This is a genomic window from Williamsoniiplasma somnilux, assembly GCF_002804005.1.
GTDB classification, from domain to species: domain Bacteria; phylum Bacillota_I; class Bacilli_A; order Mycoplasmatales; family Mycoplasmataceae; genus Williamsoniiplasma; species Williamsoniiplasma somnilux.
Genome location: NZ_CP024965.1, coordinates 140,734 through 165,568, shown reverse-complemented (window position 1 = coordinate 165,568; position 24,835 = coordinate 140,734). Strand labels below are relative to the sequence as shown.

The 24,835-nt window shown below is 29.7% G+C and carries 32 protein-coding genes; 3 read left to right on the top strand and 29 right to left on the bottom strand.

The features are described from left to right. Positions 1 to 7 precede the first annotated feature (7 nt). The 26 genes from pfkB to ESOMN_RS00625 form a co-directional block, all read right to left on the bottom strand. Positions 8 to 940: a 1-phosphofructokinase gene (pfkB, locus tag ESOMN_RS00750; protein WP_024863778.1), complete on the bottom strand. Its 933-nt coding sequence runs from the start codon at positions 938 to 940 to the stop codon at positions 8 to 10. An 8-nt stretch (positions 941 to 948) separates the two neighbouring features. Further along, on the bottom strand, positions 949 to 1,644 hold the full coding sequence (locus ESOMN_RS00745) for a DeoR/GlpR family DNA-binding transcription regulator (RefSeq protein WP_024863779.1): 696 nt from the start codon (positions 1,642 to 1,644) through the stop codon (positions 949 to 951). A gap of 98 nt (positions 1,645 to 1,742) precedes the next feature. Then, complete coding sequence (gene secY, locus ESOMN_RS00740; protein ID WP_024863780.1) at positions 1,743 to 3,188, bottom strand: preprotein translocase subunit SecY; 1,446 nt, start codon at positions 3,186 to 3,188, stop codon at positions 1,743 to 1,745. Positions 3,189 to 3,191: 3 nt separating this feature from the next. Next, positions 3,192 to 3,629: a 50S ribosomal protein L15 gene (rplO, locus tag ESOMN_RS00735; RefSeq protein WP_024863781.1), complete on the bottom strand. Its 438-nt coding sequence runs from the start codon at positions 3,627 to 3,629 to the stop codon at positions 3,192 to 3,194. A gap of 17 nt (positions 3,630 to 3,646) precedes the next feature. After that, positions 3,647 to 4,276 carry a 30S ribosomal protein S5 gene (rpsE, locus tag ESOMN_RS00730; RefSeq protein ID WP_024863782.1) on the bottom strand — a complete coding sequence of 210 codons (630 nt, stop codon included), beginning with the start codon at positions 4,274 to 4,276 and terminating at the stop codon, positions 3,647 to 3,649. Positions 4,277 to 4,295: 19 nt separating this feature from the next. Continuing rightward, positions 4,296 to 4,646 carry a 50S ribosomal protein L18 gene (rplR, locus tag ESOMN_RS00725; protein WP_024863783.1) on the bottom strand — a complete coding sequence of 117 codons (351 nt, stop codon included), beginning with the start codon at positions 4,644 to 4,646 and terminating at the stop codon, positions 4,296 to 4,298. A gap of 25 nt (positions 4,647 to 4,671) precedes the next feature. Further along, a complete protein-coding gene (rplF, locus tag ESOMN_RS00720; RefSeq protein ID WP_024863784.1) occupies positions 4,672 to 5,214 on the bottom strand; it encodes a 50S ribosomal protein L6 in 543 nt (180 codons plus the stop codon). Between the two features lie 20 nt (positions 5,215 to 5,234). Continuing rightward, a complete protein-coding gene (gene rpsH / locus ESOMN_RS00715) occupies positions 5,235 to 5,624 on the bottom strand; it encodes a 30S ribosomal protein S8 (RefSeq protein ID WP_024863785.1) in 390 nt (129 codons plus the stop codon). Positions 5,625 to 5,647: 23 nt separating this feature from the next. Next, on the bottom strand, positions 5,648 to 5,833 hold the full coding sequence (locus ESOMN_RS00710) for a type Z 30S ribosomal protein S14 (RefSeq protein WP_024863786.1): 186 nt from the start codon (positions 5,831 to 5,833) through the stop codon (positions 5,648 to 5,650). 20 nt (positions 5,834 to 5,853) lie between these two features. Then, positions 5,854 to 6,396, bottom strand: coding sequence for a 50S ribosomal protein L5 (rplE, locus tag ESOMN_RS00705; RefSeq protein ID WP_024863787.1), 543 nt, complete (start codon positions 6,394 to 6,396; stop codon positions 5,854 to 5,856). 18 nt (positions 6,397 to 6,414) lie between these two features. Next, positions 6,415 to 6,732 carry a 50S ribosomal protein L24 gene (gene rplX, locus ESOMN_RS00700; protein WP_024863788.1) on the bottom strand — a complete coding sequence of 106 codons (318 nt, stop codon included), beginning with the start codon at positions 6,730 to 6,732 and terminating at the stop codon, positions 6,415 to 6,417. A gap of 15 nt (positions 6,733 to 6,747) precedes the next feature. Further along, positions 6,748 to 7,116: a 50S ribosomal protein L14 gene (gene rplN, locus ESOMN_RS00695; RefSeq protein ID WP_024863789.1), complete on the bottom strand. Its 369-nt coding sequence runs from the start codon at positions 7,114 to 7,116 to the stop codon at positions 6,748 to 6,750. Between the two features lie 25 nt (positions 7,117 to 7,141). Further along, positions 7,142 to 7,402: a 30S ribosomal protein S17 gene (gene rpsQ / locus ESOMN_RS00690; RefSeq protein WP_024863790.1), complete on the bottom strand. Its 261-nt coding sequence runs from the start codon at positions 7,400 to 7,402 to the stop codon at positions 7,142 to 7,144. Continuing rightward, entirely contained in the window at positions 7,399 to 7,800 is a 402-nt protein-coding gene (gene rpmC, locus ESOMN_RS00685) for a 50S ribosomal protein L29 (RefSeq protein WP_024863791.1), read from the bottom strand. The genes rpsQ and rpmC overlap by 4 nt, the downstream gene beginning before the upstream one ends. Continuing rightward, a complete protein-coding gene (rplP, locus tag ESOMN_RS00680) occupies positions 7,800 to 8,213 on the bottom strand; it encodes a 50S ribosomal protein L16 (protein WP_024863792.1) in 414 nt (137 codons plus the stop codon). The genes rpmC and rplP overlap by 1 nt, the downstream gene beginning before the upstream one ends. A gap of 1 nt (position 8,214) precedes the next feature. Further along, positions 8,215 to 8,913: a 30S ribosomal protein S3 gene (gene rpsC, locus ESOMN_RS00675; protein ID WP_024863793.1), complete on the bottom strand. Its 699-nt coding sequence runs from the start codon at positions 8,911 to 8,913 to the stop codon at positions 8,215 to 8,217. 14 nt (positions 8,914 to 8,927) lie between these two features. Then, entirely contained in the window at positions 8,928 to 9,266 is a 339-nt protein-coding gene (gene rplV / locus ESOMN_RS00670) for a 50S ribosomal protein L22 (protein WP_024863794.1), read from the bottom strand. 19 nt (positions 9,267 to 9,285) lie between these two features. Beyond that, on the bottom strand, positions 9,286 to 9,552 hold the full coding sequence (gene rpsS, locus ESOMN_RS00665; protein ID WP_024863795.1) for a 30S ribosomal protein S19: 267 nt from the start codon (positions 9,550 to 9,552) through the stop codon (positions 9,286 to 9,288). A 15-nt stretch (positions 9,553 to 9,567) separates the two neighbouring features. Further along, a complete protein-coding gene (gene rplB, locus ESOMN_RS00660; protein ID WP_024863796.1) occupies positions 9,568 to 10,407 on the bottom strand; it encodes a 50S ribosomal protein L2 in 840 nt (279 codons plus the stop codon). A 68-nt stretch (positions 10,408 to 10,475) separates the two neighbouring features. Further along, positions 10,476 to 10,760: a 50S ribosomal protein L23 gene (rplW, locus tag ESOMN_RS00655; protein WP_024863797.1), complete on the bottom strand. Its 285-nt coding sequence runs from the start codon at positions 10,758 to 10,760 to the stop codon at positions 10,476 to 10,478. Continuing rightward, positions 10,760 to 11,386 (bottom strand): 50S ribosomal protein L4, encoded by a 627-nt coding sequence (rplD, locus tag ESOMN_RS00650; RefSeq protein WP_024863798.1) that lies wholly within the window; start codon positions 11,384 to 11,386, stop codon positions 10,760 to 10,762. The genes rplW and rplD overlap by 1 nt, the downstream gene beginning before the upstream one ends. Before the next feature lie 13 nt (positions 11,387 to 11,399). Beyond that, on the bottom strand, positions 11,400 to 12,182 hold the full coding sequence (gene rplC, locus ESOMN_RS00645) for a 50S ribosomal protein L3 (protein WP_024863799.1): 783 nt from the start codon (positions 12,180 to 12,182) through the stop codon (positions 11,400 to 11,402). Between the two features lie 65 nt (positions 12,183 to 12,247). After that, positions 12,248 to 12,556: a 30S ribosomal protein S10 gene (gene rpsJ, locus ESOMN_RS00640; RefSeq protein ID WP_024863800.1), complete on the bottom strand. Its 309-nt coding sequence runs from the start codon at positions 12,554 to 12,556 to the stop codon at positions 12,248 to 12,250. 177 nt (positions 12,557 to 12,733) lie between these two features. Further along, a complete protein-coding gene (locus ESOMN_RS00635; RefSeq protein WP_024863801.1) occupies positions 12,734 to 13,744 on the bottom strand; it encodes a hypothetical protein in 1,011 nt (336 codons plus the stop codon). 81 nt (positions 13,745 to 13,825) lie between these two features. After that, entirely contained in the window at positions 13,826 to 14,788 is a 963-nt protein-coding gene (locus ESOMN_RS00630) for an ABC transporter permease subunit (RefSeq protein WP_024863802.1), read from the bottom strand. Between the two features lies 1 nt (position 14,789). Continuing rightward, positions 14,790 to 15,503: an ABC transporter ATP-binding protein gene (locus ESOMN_RS00625; protein ID WP_034942668.1), complete on the bottom strand. Its 714-nt coding sequence runs from the start codon at positions 15,501 to 15,503 to the stop codon at positions 14,790 to 14,792. Between the two features lie 172 nt (positions 15,504 to 15,675). Here ESOMN_RS00625 and ESOMN_RS00620 point away from each other — a divergent pair, with 172 nt between their 5' ends. Beyond that, positions 15,676 to 16,311, top strand: coding sequence for a hypothetical protein (locus tag ESOMN_RS00620; RefSeq protein ID WP_024863804.1), 636 nt, complete (start codon positions 15,676 to 15,678; stop codon positions 16,309 to 16,311). Between the two features lie 505 nt (positions 16,312 to 16,816). Here the strand turns inward: ESOMN_RS00620 and alaS are convergent. After that, positions 16,817 to 19,510: an alanine--tRNA ligase gene (gene alaS, locus ESOMN_RS00615; protein WP_024863805.1), complete on the bottom strand. Its 2,694-nt coding sequence runs from the start codon at positions 19,508 to 19,510 to the stop codon at positions 16,817 to 16,819. A gap of 92 nt (positions 19,511 to 19,602) precedes the next feature. Between alaS and ESOMN_RS00610 the strand changes: the two genes are divergently transcribed. Next, complete coding sequence (locus tag ESOMN_RS00610; protein ID WP_024863806.1) at positions 19,603 to 20,484, top strand: HAD-IIB family hydrolase; 882 nt, start codon at positions 19,603 to 19,605, stop codon at positions 20,482 to 20,484. 14 nt (positions 20,485 to 20,498) lie between these two features. After that, entirely contained in the window at positions 20,499 to 22,337 is a 1,839-nt protein-coding gene (locus ESOMN_RS00605) for an ABC transporter ATP-binding protein (RefSeq protein ID WP_051445529.1), read from the top strand. A 26-nt stretch (positions 22,338 to 22,363) separates the two neighbouring features. Here ESOMN_RS00605 and ESOMN_RS00600 read toward each other — a convergent pair whose 3' ends face one another. Together ESOMN_RS00600 and ESOMN_RS00595 are read right to left on the bottom strand one after the other, a co-directional pair. Continuing rightward, positions 22,364 to 23,971, bottom strand: coding sequence for an ABC transporter permease (locus ESOMN_RS00600; protein ID WP_024863808.1), 1,608 nt, complete (start codon positions 23,969 to 23,971; stop codon positions 22,364 to 22,366). Then, positions 23,964 to 24,683 (bottom strand): ATP-binding cassette domain-containing protein, encoded by a 720-nt coding sequence (locus ESOMN_RS00595; protein ID WP_024863809.1) that lies wholly within the window; start codon positions 24,681 to 24,683, stop codon positions 23,964 to 23,966. The genes ESOMN_RS00600 and ESOMN_RS00595 overlap by 8 nt, the downstream gene beginning before the upstream one ends. Positions 24,684 to 24,835 lie beyond the last annotated feature (152 nt).

The window sequence follows — 24,835 nt, the reverse complement described above, 5'->3', positions numbered from 1 at the left end:
ATCCTCCTTAAATTTTTTTAACTATAATTTTATTTACTAGATTTTCGATCTCAGCTTTTGTACCAAGCCACTGCGTAAATGCAGTGGCGCCTCCAGCAGCTGATCCATATTGTAAAGTTTTTATAATATCCATTTTTTTATATACACCATAGGCAAATCCTGCGATCATAGAATCTCCAGAACCTACAGAATTAACAAGCTTACCTTCAGCAATTCCAACTTGATATATATCTCCATTTTTATCAAAGTACAAACTTCCTTTTGAACCCATTGATAATAAGATATTTTGAGCACCTAAATTTTTTAATTCTTGAATCATTATCTTAATTTCAGGTAAATCGTATTTTTTAAATGGTTTGTCCAAAATTTCACAAATTTCTTCAATGTTAGGTTTAATTAAATAGGGATGTGATTTAAGACCTTCAAGCATTTGTTTTTTAGAAGTATCTAAAATAAAAATCGCTTTTTTTTGGTTCGCAAGTTGACCAATTTTAAAATAAATATCTGTGCTTACTGATTTAGGTATTGAACCCGCCGCAATTACTATGTCATCTTGTTCAATATTTTGATCTAAATACGTAAGTAAATTGTTAACAATGTCTTCAGGGATTTCTTCACCTAGACCATTAAGTTCGGTTTCTTCTCCTGCTGCCAAATTTTTAATTTTAAAATTGGTTCTCGTTTTGCCATTAAATGTAAAAAAATTATTTTTAACATTTAACTCAGTGAATTTTTTAACAAATTCATTTTTGTTATGTTCACCCATAACCCCAGTTGATAAAACATTAGCTTTTAAATTATTTAAAACAACTGAAACATTAATCCCTTTACCACCAATAACAACATAATCATTGTTATAGTAATTAGTTTCATTGATGTTAAATCCAGTGGTCTCGATAATGTGATCAAGGGCCGGGTTTAAAGTAATTGTATAAAGCATATTTCCTCCTAACTTATAATTTCAAGATCTTTTATAGTTGTAAATTTGTAAAATGATTTTGAATGTAATTTGCTGCTGTCTGCTAATCCAAATGCTTTAGATGAATGTTTAATTATTTCAATTTTAATTTGCGCATGATCTGAACTAGTTGTATAAACATTACCTTGATCATCAACAGCATTAACTCCAACAAAACTTAAATCAAAGGCATAATTTTTAAGTGCTTCAATTGCTTCATAACCAAGAATTGCTCCTGTAACATCTGTAAATTTACCTCCTAAAAGATAAATTTTTTGATGACCATTTTTAACTAGTTCTTGAACATTAATAATTGAGTTAGTTACGATTGTTAAGTTAAGTGATGGATCAATAATTTTAGCCAAAAAATAAGGATTAGACCCAGCGTCTAAAAAAAGAGTAGTATTTGCTTTGATTTTTCTATTAGCAATTTGTGCTAATTGTTTTTTTTCTTCAACATTAGTTTGCAATTTATTTTCTAAAAAATCTTCAGAAATAAGTTTTTCCTTAACTAATTTAGCTCCACCATGCAACTTTACGATTTTATTTTCAATTTCTAATTCTGATAAATCTCTACGTAAAGTTGTTAAAGAAATTTTTAGATCTTTAGACATTTTTTCAATTTCAGCAATATCATTATTTTTTAAATAATTTAAAATATTTTCAAATCTTATTTCCTTAAGCATAAAGTTTCCCCATTTTGATTATATGGTATTTTTTCCAAAAAAACCAAAAAAAACCAAAAAAAACCAACAAGAAAAGAAAAAAAATACCCGTAGGTATTTTATCAAATGTGTGAAGAACGTTCTTCGTTGTTAATGTCTGTAAATTTTTCTTTCTTCTTATCAATTAAATTTTGTTGTGTAATACGTCCTTTTAATTGTTGAGTAGTTTGAATAGCTACAGAAATAATAATGATTAATCCGGTTCCCCCGATTGCTAAATTAGAAGGTAGATCCGTTAATTTAGAAATAATGTACGGTAACACCGCAATTAAAGCTAAGAAAACAGAACCTAAAACAGATAATCTTGTAATCGTTCCTTGCAAGAAACGTTTCGTATCATTTCCTGGTTTAACTCCAGGAATAAACGTTCCTGATTTTTGAAAGTTTTCAGCAACCTTTTCTGGGTTAATTTGAACTTGAGCATACAAGAATGTAAACAGAATAGTTAAGACCGCATAAACCCCAATTCCTCACCAAGTTCCAAAGGACAGATACACATTTGTAAACGCAACAAATCCTGAGCTAGGGTTTGTTACTGCCACAATTTGGGAAATTGTAACTGGTGTTGAAATAATTGCAGAAGCAAAGATAACCGGAATAACTCCTGCATTGTTTATTTTCAATGGTAAATATGGAGTATGATCTTTTGAATCAACCAATCCTGATCCCGTTTGTTGAATCGGAATTTTTCGTTCTGCTTCGTTCATTAACACAACAAAGAAAATTATTAACAAGAACACCACTACATAGATGATGAATTTAATAACTCCATCAAAGAAAATGTTTGCTTGTTCATTGTTTGATACTCAAAATTGGAATGTTGCTTTAAAGTTATTAGGCATTGTTGTAATAATCCCTAAGAAAATAATTATTGAAACTCCGTTTCCAACTCCCTTAATAGTGATTTGATCAGAGATTCATAACATTAAATAACTTCCAGCTAACATGATCACTGGCACTAAAATGTAATAGAATGCAGCAGGTCCAATTCCAGGAGTGTCTAAACTCCATTTTGGTGTAATTAAACCTTGAGAAATTAACGTAAAGACAGTTGCTTCTCCTTGCATAATCGCAAAAGGAATCATTAAAACTTTCGTTAATTTATCAATTTTTTTACGTCCTCGTTCACCAGATTTAGATCATCTAGTTAGGACTGGAATAACATCGGTTGAAAGTAATTGCACAATTATCGAAGCGGTAATATAAGGCGATACACCCAATGCTAAGATTGAGAACTTACCTATACTCCCTCCTCCAAGCGTTGCCAATAATTGAAAAAATTGGATATCACTAACTTTTTGTGAATAATCATCAGAGATTGAAATACCAGGAACGGTTAAATACATTCCTGCTCTTATTATTACCAAGATTAATAAAGTAAAAACGATTCTAAAAACCAAATCTTTATTCTTAACAAAGAAATTGGACTTCTCAAAATCGTTTTTATTTTTAGAAGTCTTAACGAAATTGGTCTTACGTTTAATGGTAAGTTTTTTCGCTTTCATCTCCTATATTACCTCAACACTTCCTCCTGCTGCTTCAATAGCTTTTTTAGCTGCAACAGATATTTTATTAATTTTAACATTAATTTTCTTTGAGATTGACCCATTTGCTAAAATTTTAACTAATTGGTCTTCGCGTTTAATAACTTTGGCTTCAATTAAAGTTTTGTGATCAACAGTAGTTAATCCTAAAGCTTCAAGTTGAGTTAAGTTTAATAAAGTGAATTCTTTTTGGTTTCTTGAAGTAAATCCAACTTTTGGAAGTCTTCTGAATAAAGGTGTTTGACCCCCTTCAAAACCAGGACGAACCCCTCCACCAGAACGTGAATTTTGTCCTTTATGACCTCTTGTAGAAGTTTTACCTTTTCCAGAAGCCATTCCTCTACCAACACGAGTAGCTTCTTTTTTGCTACCTTCAGTATATTTTAATTCATGTAATTTCATAAACCCAGGCTCCTTTCTTAAGCTTTAACAGCTTCTTTATCAGCTGTTTTATTTTCTACAACTTTACCAAATCTTAATTCTTGGACTCTTTTTGCAGTTTGCATTTTTTGCAAACCGTCTAAAGTTGCTCTAATCATATTGATTGGTGTATTACGTCCTAATGATTTAGTGTAAATATCAGATATTCCTGCTAATTCCATAACAGCACGTGAAGGTCCTCCGGCAATAACTCCAGTTCCTGGTTTTGCTGGTTTAATTAATACTTGTCCAGCTCCAAATTGTCCTAGAATTTCGTGAGGAACAGTTGTTCCTTTTAATTTAACAGATACTAAGTTTTTACGAGCTTCTTTGATTGCTTTTTTAATTGCATCAGGCACTTCGTTTGCTTTTCCTGTTCCTAGACCAACTTGACCTTTTTTATTTCCTACAACAACAACTGCTGCAAATCTAAAGTGACGTCCACCTTTAGTAACTTTAGTAACACGTCTAATTGTTACAACTCTTTCTTCAAAATCGTCTTTTGGTTTTTCAAAACGTCTTGGTCCGTTTGATCTTTTTTCGAATTTTCTTTCACCGTTTCTAGCAGGAGCTTTTTGTTCAGCTTTTGCTTCTACGACTACTTCTACGTTTGTGTTTTCGTTTGCCATATTTTTCTTCCTGCCTTTCTTAGAATTTCAATCCGTTTTCTCTTGCAGCTTCTGCAAAAGCTTTTACTTTACCGTGGTATTGGTATCCACCACGATCGAATACTACTTCAGTAATTTTAGCTGCTTTCGCTTTTTGGGCAATTTCTTGGCCACAAGCAATTGCTGCTTCGATATTTGATTTTGATTTAAAATCAGTTTTTAATGTTGAAGCTGATACTAAAGTTGTTCCTGTAGTATCATCGATAATTTGAGCATAAAAGTTAGTGTTTGATTTGTATACGTTTAATCTTGGGCGTTCTGTTGTTCCAGTAATTTTCGAACGGACACGGAAATGTCTACGTTTTCTTGCTTCATGTTTAGTAAATTTCATTTTAATTACCTCTATTTAGCGTTGGCTATTTACCAGCAGCTTTCCCTTCTTTTCTAATAATAAACTCATCAACATATTTAACTCCTTTACCTTTGTAAGGTTCAGGTTTTCTGTATGCTCTAATATTTGCTGCAACTTCTCCAACTAATTGTTTGTTAATTCCACTAATAATTACTTGAGTAGGTTTTGGTACTTCAACAACAATTCCTTCAGGAATGATGTATTCAATTGGGTGTGAATAACCTAAAGCTAAGTTTAGTTTATTTCCAGCCAAAGCAGCTTTATACCCAACCCCGATAATAGTTAGTTCTTTTTTAAATCCTTCACTTGCTCCCACTAACATTCCTTGTAATAGTGAGTTAGTAGTTCCGTGTAATTGTTTTGTGTGTTTAATTTCGTTAGCACGAACAGTTGAAAGCACACCTTCTTTTACTTCAATTTTAATTACTGAAGCAAATTTTTGTACTAAAGTTCCTTTTGGTCCTTTAACAGTAACTGTGTTGTCATCAGCAATGCTTACTTCAACTCCAGCTGGGATCGTTAATAATCTATTCCCAATACGTGACATATCTTATTTCCTCTCCCTTTCTATCAGATGAAAGCAAGTACTTCTCCACCAACTTTATTGGCACGAGCTTGCTTATCTGTCATGATTCCTTGTGATGTTGATACAACTGCGATTCCTAAACCATTCAATACTTGTGGAATTTCGTTTGCTGGTGCATATACTCTTAATCCTGGTTTTGAGATTTTTTTAAGCCCTTGAATTACTCTTGTTTTACCTTTGTATTTTAATTCAATAGTAATGTTCTTTTTAAAGTTTTCAGCAACTGTGAAGTTCGCAATGAATCCTTCGTCTTTTAAGATTTTTGCAATTTCTAGTTTCGTTTTGCTGCCAGGGATTTCTACAGTTTTTAGATATCTTTGGTTAGCATTACGAATTCTAGTAAGCATATCTGCAATTACGTCTGTTGTCATATTCTATTTCCTTTCAATACTTTCTATCAAGATGCTTTTCTAACACCAGGGATTTGCCCTTCGTATGCAAATTTTCTAAAGCATAGACGGCAAATTCCGAATTTTTTTAGCACAGCGTGCGGTCTTCCACAGTGATTACAACGTGTGTAAGCTCTAACAGCGAATTTTTGTTGTTTTTGTTGTTTTACTTTTAATGATTTCTTTGCCATATTTTTCTTACCCTCCGTTATTATTTACTGAATGGCATTCCCATTTTTTCTAATAATGTGAACGCTTCTTTGTTTGATTTTGCAGTTGTTACAATTGTGATATCCATTCCACGAACTCTTTGAACTTTATCATAATCAATTTCTGGGAAAATGATTTGTTCTTTGATCCCTAGTGTATAGTTACCAAAACCATCAAATGCTGTTTTTGATACCCCTCTAAAGTCACGAACACGTGGTAATGCTACGTTTAATAATTTGTCAAGGAAATCGTACATTTTTTTACCTCTTAAAGTAACTTTTGTTCCGATTGGCATTCCTTCACGTAATTTAAATACTGCCAATGATTTTTTTGCTTTAGTAACTAATGGTTTTTGACCAGTAATTAATTGTAATTCAGCAACAGCATTGTCTAATTTCTTAGGATCTGTTGTTGCATCTCCAATTCCCATGTTAATTACAATTTTTGTAATTTTAGGAACTTGCATGATTGATTTGTACCCTTGTTCTTTGAATATAGCTGGAGCAACTTGTTCAGTATATTTAATTTCTAATCTAGATTTCATATTTCTTCGTTCTCCCTACTACTTAACTTGAGAGTTAGATTTTTTAGCAATTCTAACTTTCTTACCATTTTCAATTGAGTAACCAACACGAGTTGTTGATTCTTTTTGTTTTGGGTCTAACAATCCTACGTTTGATGCATTTAATTTAGCTGGAACTTTTTTAATTCCACCCTCTGTATCAGTTTGTGAAGGTTTTACATGTTTAATAACATCAATTCCTTGAACTGTTACAAATTTTTTGTCTTTTGATAATGAAGTAATTGGTCCTGATTCACCTTTACGAGAACCAGAAATAACTTTAACAATATCACCTTTTAATAATTTTGATTTAGCCATTATTTTGGTTCCCTCCTATAATACTTCTGGTGCAAGAGATGCAATTTTTACAAATCCTGCGTCTTTTACTTCACGTGCGATTGGCCCGAAGATACGAGTCCCACGTGGGTTTTTGTCATCTTTTACTAAGACAACAGCGTTTTCAGAAAATTTGATGTAAGTTCCATCTTCTCTTCTTAATTCTCTTTTTGTTCTAACAATAACAGCTTTAACTACTGTTCCTTTTTTAACAGTTCCACCTGGAGCTGCTGAGATAACTGAGCAAACAATAATATCACCAATACCAGTGAATTTTCTAACCGAACCACCTAAATTACGAATAACACGAACTTCTTTAGCACCTGAGTTGTCAGCTACTTTTAATACCGATAAGTTTTGGATCATCTTTTTTTACCTATACTTTCTTATATTAAAGAACTGATTTTTCTACAACTCTAACTAATCTAAAGTTTTTAGTTGCTGATAAAGGACGTGTTTCCATAATTTCAACTTTGTCACCAATTTTAGCAACTTGTTGTTCATCGTGTGCTTTGTATTTTTTTGAATACTTAACACGTTTTTTGTAAATAGGGTGGTTTTTGTATGTTTCAACTAGTACAGTAATAGTTTTGTCCATTTTGTCAGACACAACTTTACCAACTAATACTTTACGAGTATTTCTTTCCATTATTTGTTTTCTCCTTCGATTGCGTTATCTCCGTTTGCCATAGCAGCTGCCATAGCATCAGCATCAACTCCACCGAATTGTTCAGCTTGCATTTCTTCGATCATTTTTCTATGCTTTTCACGAACTGCTTTTCCTGATTGTTCAGCGTTAGCTACTGCTTCATTGTAGTTTGCCTTAATTGTTTTGTTAGTGTTTTCTCCAGCTCTACGTTTTTCACCTAGAACTAGTTCAATTCTTGCAATTTCTTTTCTAATTGTAGGGATATGGTGAGTTTTTTCTAAGCTTCCTACAGCCGCTTGGAATTTAAGAGCGAATAATTCAGCTCTTTTAGTTTCACCTAATTGAATTAATTCATCAACTGATTTAGCTTTTAAATCAGTGATTGGATTTTTTTTAGGCATTATTCTTCACCTCTCTTAACAAATTTGCAACGAATTGGTAATTTATGCATAGCCAATCTTAAAGCTTCTCTTGCGATTTCTTCAGATACGCCAGCAATTTCGAACATTACTGTCCCTTGTTTTACAACTGCTACTCAAAACTCAGGGTTACCTTTTCCAGATCCCATACGTACTTCAGCAGGTTTTTTTGTCATTGACATGTGAGGGAAAATTCTTACTCAAACTTTTCCATCACGTTTCATGTAACGTGTTAAAGCAACACGGGCTGCTTCGATTTGATGATCATTAATTCATGCACCATCTAATGCCATTAATCCGAATTCACCAAAGTCAACTTTTTTAGCTCCTTTAGCTTTTCCTTCATAACTAACACGGTGAGGTTTACGATATTTTGTTCTCTTTGGGATTAACATATTATCTTTGACCTCCTTTTGGTTTAGTTTCCATTACTTTTCCATCTTTTTTGTTTTTAGCTTGGAAAACTTCACCGTGGTTAATTCAAACTTTAACCCCGATTTGACCATAAGTAGTTTTTGCTTCATATAATGCATAATCAATATCTGATCTTAAAGTTGTCAATGGTACTGAACCTTCTAAGTAACCTTCAGTACGAGCCATTTCAACCCCTCCTAAACGTCCACTTACAGATGTTTTAATACCTTTAACTCCTGGTGATTTTAATGCTTTTCTAATTGCTAATTTTTGAACTGTTCTAAATGAAGCACGGTTTGAAATTTGTTCTCCAATTCAACGAGCAACTAAAGTAGCATCTGCATCTGGATTAGAAATTTCAACAACTTTAATTTGTACATCTAAATTTTTATTTTTAACAGTTTTTCTTACAGCTAAAGTGATATCTTCAAAACGTTTGTTGTTATCACCTTTAACAATAGCTGGACGAGCAGTTTTGATAACTAAAGTTAAATCTCTTGAAGTTCTTTCGATATCAATTTTAGAAACTGCTGCATCTTTTAATAATTTTTTCAATACATCACGAATTTTAATATCTTGAGCTAATCAAGTTACATATTGACCTTTTTCAGCATATCATCTGTTTTCTCAGTCTCTAACTATTCCTAAACGTAATGCATTTGGTGATACTTTTTGTCCCATATTACTGCCCCTTCCTATTTAACTTCATCACTTACAATGATTGTAATATGACTTGTTCTTTTTAAAATTTCGTATGCTCTTCCGTGAGCTCTTGGTCTGAAACGTTTTAATGTTGGACCTTCGTTCACAAAAACAGTTTTAACAAATAATTTATCAGCTTCCATTCCGTTATTATTAACAGCATTTGCAATAGCTGAATTTAATAATTTTAAAATTGGTTCAGTTGATACTTTATCTAAGTTATTTAAAGTAGCGATTGCGTGAGCTACAGGTTTATTTCTAATTGCATCCACAACCAATCTTACTTTTCTAGGTGAGATACGAATCATATTTAATTTTGCGATAGCTTCCATATATATTCTTCTCTCCTACCTATTTCTTCCCTTTGTCGTCACCATGACCACCGAATTTACGAGTTGGAGCAAATTCACCTAATTTGTGTCCAACCATATCTTCAGTCACGTAAACTGGGATAAATTCTTTTCCATTATAAACACCGAATGTATGCCCGATGAATTCAGGGAAAATTGTTGATCTGCGTGATCAAGTTTTAATTACTTCTTTTTTCTCACCCAATGCTTCTACTTTTTTAAATAAGTATTCATCAATGAATGGTCCTTTTTTTAATGATCTAGACATCTTAATTCTCCCTTCCTATTTATTTCTTCTTCTTACGATCAATTTTTGAGATGCTTTTTTCTTATTACGAGTTTGCACTCCTAAAGCAGCTTTCCCCCATGGAGTAACAGGTTTCTTACGACCAATTGGTGTACGTCCTTCTCCCCCTCCGTGTGGGTGATCGTTAGGGTTCATAACTGAACCACGAACTGTTGGACGAATTCCTTTTCAACGGTTACGTCCGGCTTTTCCTCAGTTAACTAAGTTGTATTCTTCGTTTCCTACTTCGCCGATTGTTGCGAAACATTCAGCCAATACTTTTCTTACTTCTCCTGAAGCTAAACGAAGAGTTACATATTTACCATCTTCGTCTTTTCCTAAAATTTGAACAGATGCACCAGCTGATCTAGCCATTTGTCCACCTTTTCCAGGACGTAATTCAACGTTGTGAACCAATGTCCCTTCTGGAATATTTTTTAAAGGTGCAGCATTTCCGATTTTAATATCAGCATGCTCTGATGCCACAACTTTCATTCCTACTTCCATCCCTTTTGCAAATAAGATATAACGTTTTTCTCCGTCAATATAATTTACTAAACAAATGAATGCGTTTCTATTTGGATCGTATTCAACAGTTGCAATAGTTCCTACGATATCTAATTTATTTCTTTTGAAATCAATAACACGGTATTTACGTTTATGTCCCGAACCTTTGTGGCGAGTTGTAATTCTACCTTGGTTATTTCTCCCGGCTTTAGCATTTAATGATGTCACTAATGATTTTTCAGGTGTTCCAGTTGTTAAAACTTGGCTGTAATCAATAGTTGTCATATTTCTGCGACCATTCGTGGTCGCTTTATATTTTTTAATTGCCATAATTATCCCTTTCTATATAGCGTAATGTTTTGGTGATTTACAATAATTTATCTTTGGGCAAGATTTTTCTATAAATCGTTTAATACGTCTAATTTTTCACCATCTTTTAAAACGATGATTGCTTTTTTATAAGCGTTTGTTTTTCCAACAAATTTACCCATTCTTTTATCTTTTCCTGAGTAGTTCATTGTTCTAACTGTTTCAACTTTTACTTCAAAAATTTCTTCAAAAGTTTTTTTGATTTGAGTTTTATTAGCTTTTTTGTCCACTAAGAAAGTGTAAACATTGCCAGCATGACCTAAGTATGATTTTTCAGTTAACACTGGTTTTTTAATAACTTCAGTTAAATGCATTATGCGTACACTCCTTCCACAGCCATAGCAGCTTCTTCAGTCATAACCAATTTAGTTGCATTTAATAAATCAAATACATTTAATTGGTTAGCTGGTAAAGTTTTAACTCCGCAAATGTTGTTTGCTGATTTAATAACTAATTGTTCTTTTTCTTTTGTAATTATTAATGTTTTTTGATCATCAATATTTAAGTTTTTCATAACTCCGACCATTTCTTTAGTTGATGGTTTAGAAAAATCGAATTTGTCAACGATTATTAAGTTGTTTTCATTAGCTTTAATTGATAATGCTGATTTGAAAGCTAATGCTCTAACTTTTTTATTTATAGATTTTTTGTAGTTAATGTCTGGTGTTGGACCAAAAGTAACTCCCCCACCTCTTCATTGAGGTGCTCTAATAGATCCTTGACGAGCACGTCCTGTTCCTTTTTGTCTTCAAGGTTTACGTCCTCCTCCTGAAACTTCAGCACGAGTTTTAACCTTTTTTGTTCCTTGTCTTATTGCAGCTTGTTGAGATATAACAGTGTCATAAATAGCTTGAGCATGAGGTTCGATTCCTCAAACATTATCGTTTAAAGTAATATCTTTTACTTTAGAACCTTTAACATCTAATACTTGTAATTTCATATTATGCTCCTCCCTATTCCGCTACTTCAGTTGTTGATTCTTCAACAACTGGTTTTTCTTCAACATTTGAAGTTTCTTCTACAATTGGTGCTTCAACAACTGGTGCTGCTTCAACAACTGGTGTTTCTTCAACAATAGTTGCTTTTCTTGATAATAATTTAGCTGCTTCTAAAGCTTTTAAACCTTTAACATTTTGTTTAACTTGAACAAATTGGTTTTTTGGTCCAGGAATTGATCCTTTAATTAACATTAAGTTATTTGCAGCATCAACTAAAATTACTTCCAAGTTTTGGATTGTAGTTTTAGCATGTCCCATGTGTCCTGGCATTTTTTTAGATTTAAAAATACGGTTAATGATTGCTCCCATTGATCCAACTCCACGGTGGTAACCTGACCCATGACCCATTGGTCCTCTTGAGTAGTTATGTCTTACGATTGATCCTTGGAAACCTTTTCCTTTTGATATTCCTGTAACGTCAACGAATTCTCCAGAAACAAAGATTTGATCAGCAGTAACTTGAGTACCGAATTCAAAACCTTCCATGTTTCTGATTTCTTTTACGTAGCGCTTAGGTGCAGAAGTAGCTTTTTTAAAGTGACCTGTTTCTGGTTTGTTTACTAAATTAGCTCTTTTATCTTGAACTCCTAATTGAGTTGCAACATATCCGTCTTTTTCAAGAGTCTTAACTTGTAAAACTGTATTTGGTAGAACTTCAACAACAGTAACTGGAACTAATCTTCCATCTTCTGTAAAAATTTGAGTCATTTCTACCTTACGTCCTAAGATTCCTTTCATTTTTTTATCCTCCTAAATATTGATAATCATGTATACTTTGTTATTTGTCTTTATCTTTTTAAAGACTAAAGTTTAATTTCAATTTCAACACCTGATGGTAATTTAACTCTTTTTAAAGTGTCAATTGTTGTAGGTGTTGGATTGATAATTTCTAGTAATCTTTTGTGTGTTCTCATTTCGAATTGTTCACGTGATGACTTGTATTTGTGAACAGCACGAAGAATTGTAACGATTTCTTTGTCCGTTGGTAATGGGATAGGTCCTCTTACTTTAGCACCTGTTCCTTCAGCAGCTTCAATGATCTTTGCAATGCTTTGATCAATGATTGCGTGGTCATAACCCTTAAGTTTAATTCTCATTTTTTGGTCTGCCATAGGTAAATCCTCCTTTTTTTAGTTGTTTTGTCGACAACTCACTCCTGTGTGTTGTCTTTGCGCACACAAAATATACATGCAAATAAAATTATAGCACTAATAATAAGGGTTTTTTACAAAAAAAGAATTATTTTTATTTAGAAAAAACATTCTTAAAAACATTTATGGAAATTGTTTTTAAGAATGTTTTAAGCTGTTTTTGTCTAAAGTTGTAAAAACGGAATAGCGATTAATTTCTGTAATTAATGTTGTTTTCTCTTCTGGTGTTTTAGCAGTTAAAGCGAGAGCATTTTTAACTTCTTGATTTTGGTACAACGATGAATAAAAATTAATTCTCATTTCATTAAATAAAGCTTTTAAATAATTATTAATAACATCGAAATTGTTCGTGCTCAAAAATGCTATTTCATCTACTAAATATTTAGGATCATAAGTTGCATTAAATAAATGCCAGTTTTTGAATTTAACATCTGTATGTTCTACAATGTTGTTCACAAGTAAAGTTTTTAAATCATTTATAAGAATTTTATCTTCATAGACCAAGTCTAGATTTAAATTATATTTTCAAGAAAACTGTCCCTTAATATAAATTTTGTTAGTCTTGAAATCAATCAATGTTAAATTTGAATCGCTAAAGGGTAGCGTGTAAATTGTTTGGCTTAGTTCGTTTTGTTCAATTTTAAATTTAGTTCCCATTTTAAATAAAACTTTGAATTTATTATTCTTAGTTTCAAAATCATCATTAATTAAACATCTATTTAAATCTAAATTAATTTCATTAATTACTTCAACAAAATTTTTATCAAAGAAATTTTGTTGAAGAGTCTTAGTTTGGTAATTTTGTTTGTTTCTATTTCTAAAATCAAAAACAGTTTGCAAAAAATCATTCTTAAACAAATTTTGTTCTAAAACTTTTTGGTGAAATTGATTTTTGGATATTGTTACGATTTTTGAATTAGCATAATCGTAATAAACTTCAAATTTAATAATGAAAAATCCATTTTTTAAAATTTTGGTAGTAGTTTCAATAGTTTTAAATTTTAAAGCTCGGTTTCAATTAGACAAATTAAAAGCATCGTCAATTAATGATTGTGGTAGATTATCATAAATAGTATCTCCAATTAGAAAATGATTTTTTTCCAATTCTTTTATTTCAACTAAAATATTTTGATTATAAATAAATAACATTTTGCACTGCCTCTTAAAAAAATTATAAACAAAAAATACTCAAACATGAGTACTTTAAAATTTGGATATATATATAAATAATTAAATACTTAAGTCTTTGTTTTTAAACATAGAGATTGCTAAAAAAGTAAATACACTAGATATGAAAATATTAATAATTGGGGATAAAACGCTTCAAACAATATTTGTAGAAACACGATTTCCATATATTGTTATTTGCTCTCCTGGCGCAAGTGTTTCTTTAATTTTTTCTAAATCCGGATCACTAATAGAAACATAATTAATTCAATTTGCAATTAACGACTCAGGAGTAAAATATTGAACATATTTTAAAACTTGGGTTATCGAATTTAAATCTGGATTCTCTTTAAACAAAGCATATACTAAAGTCAAAACTCACATCACTAATGCATAAAACAAAATTGCTGAACAAATTATTACTCAAAGATATCCTTTTTCGCTTAAACTAACTGCTATAAAAGTAAACAAAGAGGACATTAATAAAGTAAAAATAAAAAAGTAAAGCATTTGTAAAAATACATAAACAAGATTTGTAGTAGCATCATTTGATATTCCCGAAAAAATTAAAATGAATATAAAACTTGGTGATTGAATAATTAATAAAGATATCCAAATATAAATGTTCTTAGAAAATAAAATTTGATTTCTTGATAATTGACTAGTCATTCATAAGTTTATTTGTCCAGATTTTAATTCCTTAATTATTGCGACTGAAACTAATGAAATTGTCACTATCCCAAAGAAAACAATTCCCGGAGTAGATGCAATTACATTATGCAATCCTCATGAAATGCCATAACCTGAAGTCGTAGTTCATCCACCTCAATGCGCATCCTGGTCTCTTTTTATCATTGCAAAGGAAGCGATTGTTGTTTGTCCCGATAACATAACCAAAGTTACTAAAACAATAACTGAAACAATCAATCAAAAAACTGCATAAAATGTTATCAATTTTCAATTAACTCCTAGATGAGTGGAAAGCAATTTTTTGTCTAGTAAAAATTGTTTTTTAACTTTTAACATTTTACAGAACTCCTTCTTCTTCAAAAATTTTCTTAAATTTTTTGTTTAATTCTTTAATTCCTGTTTTTCCAACATTATATTCATCAATCAAGACACCTTTTTTTAATATTCCAACTCTATCAGAAAAATTAATCACTTCTTCAAATATATGTGAACAAATAATAATTGTTGTGCTAAATTCCTTTTTTAATTTATTGATTAATTCTTTAAATTTTTGTTGCATAATCGGGTCTAGTCCTGAAGTTGGTTCGTCTAAAACTAAAAATGCAGGTTTATTCATAGTTGCGGCAATAATAGCTATTTTTTGTTTCATTCCTTTAGACATTTTTTTAATTTTACGTGAAGCATCCAAATCAAAATGTTTGATTAATTTTTCAACGAATTGCCAATCAGAATCTTTTTTCATTTTTGAAACAAGTTTTAAAAATTTTATTCCTGTAAAATCATCATACAAACTAATTTCTCCAGCAACATAACCAGTAAATTTCATAATTTCTTCTCGATTAATTCAAGAATTAAAATTATTTATAGCGACAGTTCCTTCGTCACTTTTTATAAAACCTAATATTTGCCTAATCAAAGTAGTTTTCCCAGCACCGTTAGGTCCAACAATAGCAAAAGTCTCTCCCTTTTTAATGTTAATGTTTATATTAAAATTCCCAATGTGATCTCCGTATTTTTTAGTTGCATTATCAATAACTATAAAGTTTTGCATGTGTTCTCCTTTTAGGCAATTTTTATAAAATAATTATACCATTGCGATAATGTAAACGAGTTTATTTGAATTATATGGAAAAAAATCGATATAAATTAAAAGAATTTAGAAATAATTCTATATTTTAAATAAAATTTAAAGTAAAGTAATTTTATAGGAGGCAATAAAATATATGAAACAATTATTAATTTTACTAAGCACTATTGCACTAGCGGTTCCAGCAGTTGGAACAGCTGCATTTATTGGAAGAAACACAACAAATGAAAATGCTGAAATTGAAGTATATAAAGCAAATAATGAAAATAGAAACGATATTAAAAAAACAAAAATTAATCAACAAAATAATCAATGAAACGATATTAATTTAATTTCGGAATGTTCAGTTCCTGCTGCAGGAACACACAAAGATGATGATGTAAAAACAGCTCAAAAAGCAACAGCAAAAATTTCTTGGGAAAACACAATTAGCAATTCACGTTTTGTAGATGTTTCCGGACAGTTTGATTTAAACACATATAAAGAGCCAGTTAATACCAAAAATTTTATGCTTAAAAAAATTGATTCAGAATCGAGCATCTCAAGAATTGTTTTCGAAGAAGAAAAAGTAAATGATAAATGATCTGGTTGAGGACATCAAACATCAAAAATCAAAATTCGCTTAATAGCCGAATACAACACCGATGAAGGAATAACTTCCTTAATGTTATCAAACTACACATACATTAGAACAGCTGGATCAGTACATAAATCATCAACTTATTCTAAAATTAATAACTTATCGTTTTTAGTAGGTTATAAAAACAAATAATAAGATGAAAATAATTTTAAGGTAAGCAAAAAAAATTATAACTATTTGCAATTGAATATAATTTTGCAAGTATATAAAAATTTTTTAATGAGGTTAAACATGTATTTGTTTGGCCTTTTATTTAATTAAAATAAAAATGAATGATTATTAGAAATATTAATAGCTAATTAATTTATAGGTATTTATTAAGTTTTTTAACTATTTTTTAAATCTATAAAAATAAAGAATTCGATTAGTTTAATATTTATATGACTTTATATTCAAAAAATTATAATAATTTAAATGTCATTTTCTAACTTTTAAATAATTACTACTATATTCTTTAATTTTTTAGATTTTTTTGAAATTTTTTTTCTTTTAACTAAGTTGCTAAAATATTTTTCAAATACACCAATTGTAAAAAATTTTCTTTATATACATTAATGATGTTTGTTTTTTGTTTTTTATATACTTAGAAAATATAGTTAGTTCACAAATACTTAATTATTGTTTGTTTTTTGTATATTTATTGTTTATAAAAATATTTTCCTTGAGCCAGGTTGGCGTTACCCCCACCTTTGGTTGTGAATTCTTTTAAATTATTAAAAATATCAATTGCTCGGTATTTATTTTGTAAAGAACGCGAAACAGCTACAACAATAAAATTATCATTTTCAGTTTCGCTACCCAAAATTAGAATTAAATCTGCAAATTTATTTCTAAGCTCGTCGGCTAATTGTTTTAAATCTGCAATATTTAAACCTTTAGTAAATAATTTTATTTCATTAACACCATGACTATTTAATGTTGGTTTTAAATCCTTGAATTGATTTAATTTTTGCGCCATTAATATATCATTAATTTTTTTATCATAACTTTTGTAAAGATCTTTAAATTCACTAATCAATTTTTTAACTATATCAAGATTATTTTTAGAAATTTCTAAAGACTTAATTTTATCAAAATGTTGTTCAATTTGTTTATCAACTAAATGATTTTTAGCAATGTTGTATTTATCAATTAAGATTTCAACTTCTTCAAAATAATGCTTAAATTGATTTCTTAAATATTCGTTGACTGTTTCAAAAGATGTTAAACATTTAATTCTAAATAATCCTGATCCTTTAGACTCAATACCGGTAATAATAAAGTCCTCAATATCTTTAGTATTTTCAACATGAGTTCCTCCACAAAGTTCAGAAGAGAAATCACCAAACTTAACAACACGTACAATATCATCATATTTGTCTGCAAAAAAAGCTAAAGCATGGTATTTATTAATTGCGTCGTTCATTGAACAAAAATGAACTTCACGATTAATGCTTTCATGAATCTTTTTAATAACTAAGTTTTCAACTGCTTTTAGTTCTTGTTCTGTGGCATTACGATTAAAAGTAAAATCCATTCTTAAACCGTTTTCGTCGTTGAATGAACCTGCTTGCATAACTGTTGAACCCAATACTTCTCTTAATGCTGAGTGAACCATATGAGTTCCTGAATGGTTTTTCATTGTGTAGATTCTTTTATCTTCATCAACTTTAGCTGTGATATGATCACCAACTTTTAATGTTCCATTAACTTTTATTTGATGAATGTGTTGATGATTAGGTCCTTGTTGAGTGTCCAAAACAATAGCGTTAGCAGTATCATTACTCATTGTTCCCGTGTCTGCTGCTTGACCACCTTTTTCTGCATAAAATGGAGTTTTATCTAAAATTACAAAAGTAGTATCATTAGTTACAGTTTGAATTTCTTGTTGTCCGGAAAACATAAAGACAATTTGAGAATTTTCATGTTCTGTTTCTTCTCACCCAGTAAATTTTGATTCAACAGTTAATTTTGTAAATAATTCATTTTGTTTATCTCAAGCTTTTAAATCTTTTCGAGCATTACGTGTTGATTCTTTGGTTTCTGCCAACAATTTTTCAAAACCTACTAGATCAACATCAACATTTCTTTTTTCAGCAATTTCCAAAGTTTGTTCAATTGGAAAACCAAATGATTCAAATAATAAAAGTGCATTTTTTGCCGAAACCTTATTGTCTTCGTTAATTATTTTTTCTAATAACTCATAACCTTTTGCTAGAGTTTTTAAAAACTTTTCTTCTTCAGTTCTAATTGCTTCTTCAATCAAAGTTTGTTTAGTTTTTAAATATGGATAAAATTCACCCATAGCATTAATAACTTCAATAACTAATTTATATAAAAAGGCTGTTCGAATTCCTAATTCTTTACCATAAACAGACGAACGACGAATTAATCTTCTAATGATATACCCACGATCTTTGTTACCTGGGAAAACACCATCAGCAATCGCAAAAGATGTTGCTCTAACGTGATCGGCAATAACTTTAAAAGCAGTATTAATTTTAGTTTGTTCAGGAGTTGGATTCATATAATTATCGATTGAATAAGTATATTGAGGGTCACACAATGTTTCTACTTTTTTAATTGTTGGAAAGAAAATATCAGTTTCAAAGTTAGTTGGTGTATCTTGAAAAATTGAAGCAATTCTTTCTAAACCAGCACCTGTATCAATATTTTTTCTTGGCAACTCAGTATAGTTGTTAGTTCCGTCATTATTAAATTGTGAGAATACAATATTTCAAATTTCAATAAAGCGATCATTTTCAATATCATCAGCAATTAATCTAGGTCCAATTTTTTTAGGATCTCATTTTTCACCACGATCAAAAAACATTTCTGTATTAGGCCCGCAAGGTCCTTGACCAACATCTCAAAAGTTAGTTTCTCTTCCAAGAGAAAAAATATGATCAGGGGCGATACCAATTACTTCTGTTCAAATTTTATATGCTTCTTTATCTTCGCTAAAAACAGTAATATAAAGTTTATCTACCGGAATGGCAAATCATTTAGAAGAAGTTAACAATTCTCAAGCAAATTCAATAGCCTCTTTTTTAAAATATTCTCCAATTGAAAAATTACCCAACATTTCAAACATTGTCTGGTGACGTGCAGTTACTCCGACATTTTCAATATCGTTAGTTCTGATTGCTTTTTGAGAATTAGTCAATCTTGGTGCAGGAGGAGTTTTGCGGCCATCGAAATAAGGTTTTAATGTGGCAACACCAGAGTTAATCCAAAGTAAAGAAGGATCATCAACCGGAATTAATGATACTGGCGCTAAAAAATGATGTTTTTTTTCTTTAAAAAAATCTAATCACATTTTTCTAATTTGATTTGTTGTTAATTTTTTCATTTTCTACCTCTTAATAAATAATTAATCTGATAAAATTATACATTTTTTATGTTTGATAGTTGTTGTAAAATAAGAATGTAAAGGCGTATTTTATGAAACTTAAAGATTTAGATAAAAAAAGATTAATATTAGTTGATTTAGATGGGACTACATTAAAAAATGATGGAGAGTCGATTCATCCCAAAACTAAAAAAGCTTTACTAAAAGCGAAAGATGCAGGACATATTGTTTGCATCGTGACAGGGCGACCTTTCAGAGCGATGGCTAATATCTATAGAGAGTTAAAATTAGACACCATTTTAGCTAATTTTGATGGTGCTCATATTTCTGATCCAAGTAAAAGAGAATTTAAAAGAATCGTTCTTTCAGTAAACTATGATATTATTCGTGAAATAATTAATGAACCAACAATCAAAGACTCGGTTGAAAATATTGTGTTTGAATATTACGATAAAGTTTTAATTTGAAAAGAAGATGCAAAGTTAGATGCTTTTTTTCATATTAGTGATATTAAACAAAGTGTTTATGATCAACTTATTGTTGGTGATCCATGAACACTTTGAAATGGGCCTTCAACTAACATCGTTTTAAAACTTAAAGGTGATAAATATACTAACCGTGTTATTCGTGCTTTAGCTAAATTCCAAGATGCTGTACAAATTCAAAGTGATATTCTATATGGGGTTAAAAATAGTGATGAAAAACCGGTAATCACATTAACTAACAAAATTGCCTCTAAGGGTTTTGCAGCAGACATTATTGCTCAATATTACAACAAAGATATTCGTGATGTAATTGCTTTTGGTGATCAATTAAATGATTTTGCAATGTTGCAAAAAGTTGGAATTGGAATAGCCATGCGAAACGGTAACGAATCATTAAAATTTGTATCAAATGGTATTACTCACCATACCAATGATGAAGGCGGAGTTGGAGAATATTTAGATGCTTTATTAAGCGGAAAAGAAATTTAGAAAGTAGGGATTTAATGTTTAAAAAAAATAAAGAAACAAAAAAAGTTCCTAAAGCATTAGGAAAAACTATTTTTTACTATTATTTAAAAGAATGAAAATTATCAACTGTTATGTTGATCTTAGTTTTAATAACGGTTGGCTGCTCAATTATGTTGCCGCTATTGACAGAACAAATGACAATTGCTGTGAAAAAATCACTTGCTGAAAATGCAAATCAAAGTTTTTTAACCCCAAATAATTTTTGGGGTTTAACTTGAGATAAATTAGTTTACATTGCGATCGGTATTATTGCTACCTATTGTAGTGTTTCTTATTTTTATGATTATTTCGCTTATTTAATTGGTCGTAGAATTGAAATAGATTTGCGTAACCGTTCATTAGAATCATTGGTTAGGCAAGATATTTCTTATTATTCTGATAAAAAAATTGGAGAAATTTTAACTAAGGTTGTTTCTGATACTCAAATTGTTGGTGATCAAGCAGTTCAAATCCCATTACAATTGGGAATTTCATTCTTTGAAATAACGGCATCAATAGTAATGATGTTGGTTTTAGCATGACAATTGGCTTTAATTGTGATTGTTGTATTCTTTATGATAATTGTTGCAATGGCTTTATCATTTTTAACAACTAGAAAAAGATTCAATAAAGTTCGTGAAGTTATTACTGATATTAACGGAAATGTAACAGACAGAATTAGCACTGTAAGATTGATTAAATCTAGTGGAACTGAAAACTATGAAACTGAACGTTTTAAAGAAGTTCATAAAGAATATTATAAACGCTCAGAAACAGTTGGGAGAATTCAAGCTTTAATGTTAACTACAATGTGAGGTGGAGTCTTTATTTTGCAGTTCTCTTCAATTATTGGGGCAATGGTTATTTTTGGTTCTAATCCTGATCCGCTTGTAGGAATTAATTATTTTGATTTCACATTTGCAGCTTTCAACTTAGCGCAAGCTATTATGATCGGACCTATTTATCAAATTATGAATGCTACATTTGGAATGGCACAAGCATCTGTTGCTGCTAGTCGAGTTGATGAATCAATTGAAGCTCCTTCCATTTTAAATCCTCATTACTTTGATGGCATGTTAATCGATAAAATTAATGGTGATATTAGATTCGAAAATATAGAATTTGCTTATCCAGAAAAGCCAGAAAAAATTGTTTTACCCGAATTTGATTTCACTTTTAAAGAAGGAAAATCATATGCCTTTGTTGGAGAAACTGGATCAGGAAAATCGACAATTGCTAAATTATTGTTAAGATTTTATGACCCAACTAAAGGTAAAATAATCATTAATGACGGAATTGATCTTCAAGAAGTGAACTTAGCATCTTATTTAAACCACGTTGGATACGTTGAGCAAGATCCGCAAATTTTATTTGGTGATGTTTTGGAAAACGTTCGTTATGGCTCTTTTAAAACTAGTGATGAAGAAGTTATTGAAGCTTGTAAAAAAGCCGAATTACACAATTTAGTAATGACTTGACCAGATGCTTATAAAACCATCCTTGGAGAGCGTGGATTTATGTTATCTGGTGGACAAAAACAAAGATTAGTAATTGCGAGAATGTTTTTAAAAGACCCTAAATTATTAATCTTAGACGAAGCTACTTCAGCATTAGACAATATTGTTGAAAAAGAAATTCAAGAAAAATTAGAAAGTTTAATGATTGGTAGAACAACTATTTCAATAGCCCATCGTTTATCCACGATTCAAAACGTTGACGAAATAATTGTACTTGGTGCTAATGGTAAAGGAATAGTCCAAAGGGGAACATTTGAAGAACTAAAAAAAATGCCAGGACATTTCAAAAAACTTTATGAAGCTGGCTTAATGGATTAAAAAATCGGATTTAATTAATCCGATTTTTATTTATTTTTTAAAATATTATTTCTAAATTTAAAATATGATCCAAAAATTATTAACATAAATATAAATGAATATTCAAAATATATAATTTCAAGTTGTGGTGTTCTAATTAATTTAATATTTTCGCTATTAATATCGCTGGGTTTTTGATTTAAGAAGTATGTGTTTTTTGAAATAAATAAATCTGATCTTTCAATCAATATTTGTGAAAGAATTGGATTTGAATAGTTTGTCGAATTAAACATGGCACCAATTTGTGTAATAGGATTTCATCATTTTTCATTAATTGCCTCTTTTGCGCGAACATCATATTCTTTTACATTATTATTCATTATAAAAGAATCATTTAAGATTGATCCCAAATTTTTTTGACTGTATTTAATATTTTTATGTAATTCTTGTTTTGTGTGTATTGAAGATGCATCCTTTAATGAAAAGCTTAGAATTTTAAAAAATAAATATTCATCATTTTCTATTCCTAAAAACTTGATATGTTTCTTGAATTGTTCTCCAGAATGAAATGGAGCACTATCTCTATCAAATTGTACTTGTAAATTCAAATAATACAAAGCTTCGGGATTATTGTAAAATTTGTACATTGTAGCTACAAGATCGCGATACTCATATTTAACTTCGCTTAAAATATTTTTTATTAATTGCTTTGTTGGTTCAATTGGATAACTACTTTGGTAGTTAAATCCATATATTTGGTCATCATTTATACTTAAAACTTTTTTAGAGAAAATTTCTTTATCAAAATATTTATACATTTTTATTAAATCATCATATTTTGGATCAATTTCCCATTTCTCTCAATTTTTTGGCCCAAATGTTAAATTAATAAAGTTGCTATTGCTAGATGTTGTCGGCGCGTCTGATGGACCATCTTTATATATAATGCTATTTGCAAATTCTTCTATTAAAAATAAATTTGGCGATATTTTTTTGGCAGCATTATAAATTTCTGCATTTTTCATATCTTGATACATTTGGATAGATGATGATCTATCACTTAAATAAGTGGGGGTGTAACTTGTCCCAAATGCAGCAATTGCCATAAAGAAAATATAAATAATTAATGAAAAGGATGTTGCAATTGCTTCTTTAAAAAAAGATGAAAAAAAGATACCAACACAAATTGCTAAAGCTAGTGAAAACGAATATCAACCAACGGAACTTACAAATAATTTGTAAACAAAAACATTTTCTAAGCCTTCATAAGAAAAAGCAATAACTAAATTAACCAATAATGAAACAATTATTATAGAACCAAAAATCATTAATGTTGTAATAAATCTTGACCAAAAAACTTTTGAGACAGAAATTCCGTATCTAGTTTCTAAATTAACTAATTTATCAGCAAGATCAGTTCTAAATAACTTAATAGTTATTAATGTCATAAATACAAAAAATGTTAAAGAATTAATGGAAATAAAAAGATTGATTAATGTTAAAACATTTCGTCTGTTAAAATTTATTATTTGAAATAATCCCGTTATGTTAAAAATCAATGTGATTGCAAAAACAATTAACAAAGATAAAAGATATCCCTTTATTTTGAACAAAGAAAAATATTTATGTGAAGATAATTTTAATAAGTTAATCATTTAAATATTCCTCCATTTTTTTATTTGTAACATTATTAGATGATGTAGTGAGTGAATTAAAAATATTTTGTACATCATCTTTTTTATTTCTTGGTTTGTTATAAACAATTTTAGAAGAATCTAAAATAACTACATCAGTTAAAATGTTTTCAACTTCTTTGATTAAGTGTGTTACCACCACAACTATTCTATTTTCGTTTTTTAAATTAGCAATAATTTTTATAATAATTTCTTTGTTTTGCGGATCTAAATTAGCTGTTGGTTCATCGAAAAATACAACATCAGGTTTTACCGTTAACAAAACTAACAAACTTAATAATTTTTGTTGTCCTGAAGATAAAGTTTTAATCTTCCTATTTTTTTTAAATTTAATTTCTAAAATTTCTTCAGATTTTTTTAAATTGTCATTAAATGTTTTTTTATCAATTTTTGCTAAAAATCTAACTTCACTTAAATAATTTTGAATTGAAATATTTTTTGGCAAATCAATATTATCCACAAAATAAAATCAATTATTTTTAGAATCATAAGAACTTATAATATCTCCTGAATCACATTTTATTTCAGAAAATATTAGTTTAATTAAAGTGGTTTTACCAGCCCCATTATTTCCTAACAAACCATAAATGTGATTTTTTTCAAATTTTAAATTAACATTTTCTAAAACCTTTTTATCATTAAAAGATTTATAAAGATTTTTTATTTCAATCATTTTTTTATCCTTTCAAATATATTTAATAATTATTTTTTATAGTGACTTGATAAACTCAACTTAGAACCATTTAATTCTAAATTTGATGGCAATTTTAAAAAATCGCCTATATTTTGAAAAATTGAAACATTTCCTGTTATAGATTTATATTC